Source organism: Mesotoga infera (assembly GCA_011045915.1).
Classification (GTDB): Bacteria; Thermotogota; Thermotogae; order Petrotogales; family Kosmotogaceae; genus Mesotoga; species Mesotoga infera_D.
Window position 1 is genome coordinate 1 of the sequence record DSBT01000311.1, and the last position, 1770, is coordinate 1770.

Genomic DNA, 1770 nt, shown 5'->3' on the forward strand with positions numbered 1-1770 from the left:
ATCAGTCTTAATAAGAGGTTCGGAAAGTTTCAATAGCTGTTCTCTATCTATGAAGCCCTTTCTATAAGCGATTTCTTCTATACATGAAACGTAGAAGCCCTGTCTTTTCTGTATTGTCTCTACGAAGTTACTTGCTTCCAGCAGACTGTCATGTGTTCCTGTATCCAGCCAGGCCATTCCTCTCCCGAATACTTCGACTCTAAGTTTCCCCATTTTCAAGTACTCTCTATTTAGGTCCGTTATCTCGATTTCGCCTCTGGCGGATGGCCTAAGATACTTCGCCAATTCCACAACTTGATTATCATAGAAATATAGCCCGGGAACGGCATAGTGCGATTTCGGCTTCTCGGGCTTCTCTTCTATAGAGACCACCTTACCTGCACTATCGAACTCGACAACTCCATAAGCACGTGGGTCCTTCACATAGTAACCAAAGATAACAGCCCCAGACTCAAGCTCGGCTGCCCTTTTAAGTGAGCCGGACAAACCCTGTCCGTAGAATATGTTATCTCCAAGGATCATAGCAACCTTTTCTGAGCCAATGAATTCCTCTCCAACTATGAAAGCATCTGCAAGACCTCTTGGTTCAGTTTGAATCTTATAGTTGAACGCCATTCCTAGGTGAGAGCCATCACCAAAAAGTTCCTGGAAGACCGGAAGGTCTCTCGGTGTTGAAATGATCAGTACTTCTCTTATCCCGGCAAGCATAAGCACAGAAAGAGGGTAGTAAATCATTGGTTTATCGTAAACAGGGAGAATTTGCTTCGAAATAGCTTTTGTGATCGGATGAAGCCTCGTTCCCGCTCCACCGGCTAGAATTATTCCTTTCACGTGATCACCTCGAAATACTAATCTATCACTTGCGAACACCGAAAATCTCTAGGCAATTTTAATCGATAGGAGAAAGTTCACATGACTTGAACTCGTTACTATGATACTACCCAAAGCGTATTTGTTTGTTAAAAAAGAAAGGGAATCCGAGTTCTTTTGCAAAGAAAATCTCCCATTTCAGATTTCGTTCTTTTATGCCGACTCGTATGTATTTAGTCAGGAAAGGCTATTATCTCCCTAAGATCAGATATTATTAACAAATGAATGCCCAAAAGCTATTTAAGAAGAAGCAGGAAGGTTGTCTTTTCCTTCCTGCCGTTGGGGTGTGTGAGTGGAACAGTTGCAAGCTGCAGAAAACCAAGTTAGCCGTTAACGGTCCTCCGTCCGCCGAAAAGAAAAAAATAGCTCAGCCAAGATTCAAATTGGAAGAAGATATTATAATGCAATTGGCCGCCGTTCTCCGAGGGAACCCGTTGTTCGTTCCAGACCGAGGATCGGTTCTTCGTTCTTAGAATTCGCTGATCGCTGCAAAACCCGTTGACCTATAAAGGACCGGCTACCTTGGTATTGATTCCTTCTCTTCTTCTTTCATCAGCATCGCCCTTTCCCAGTCGAAGCGAAGAATTGTCTCGCGGTTCACGGCCTCTCCCCTGTCTCTTGAGACAATGACCCGAAGCTCTTCTTTAGGCGCATTGTCATCGTAGAAACGCTCGTGATGAAGCATGATTATCGTATCCGCGCAAGCGTTTATCTCTTCACCGTCATGAAAGTCCTTCTGTTGAGGCACCTTTCCTGGATTGTCCAGGACTGTCCTCTTCATCTGACTACCGAGAATGATCGGAATCTCTAGAAGCAACGAGAGCTCCTTGAACCAATCGATCTCTCCCTCTCTCTCGCAAATCAGCTGCAGGTAATCGACGAAACAGACATCGAAATTGA

2 protein-coding genes are annotated in these 1770 nt (G+C 44.5%); both read right to left on the bottom strand.

What is annotated here, in order from left to right; translation table 11 throughout:
• A partial coding sequence (gene rfbA, locus ENN47_10025) for a glucose-1-phosphate thymidylyltransferase (GenBank protein HDP78499.1) occupies positions 1-831 on the bottom strand: 831 nt, incomplete at its 3' end.
• 556 nt (positions 832-1387) lie between these two features.
• Positions 1388-1770 (bottom strand): hypothetical protein (locus ENN47_10030; protein ID HDP78500.1); only part of this gene is annotated, 383 nt, incomplete at its 5' end.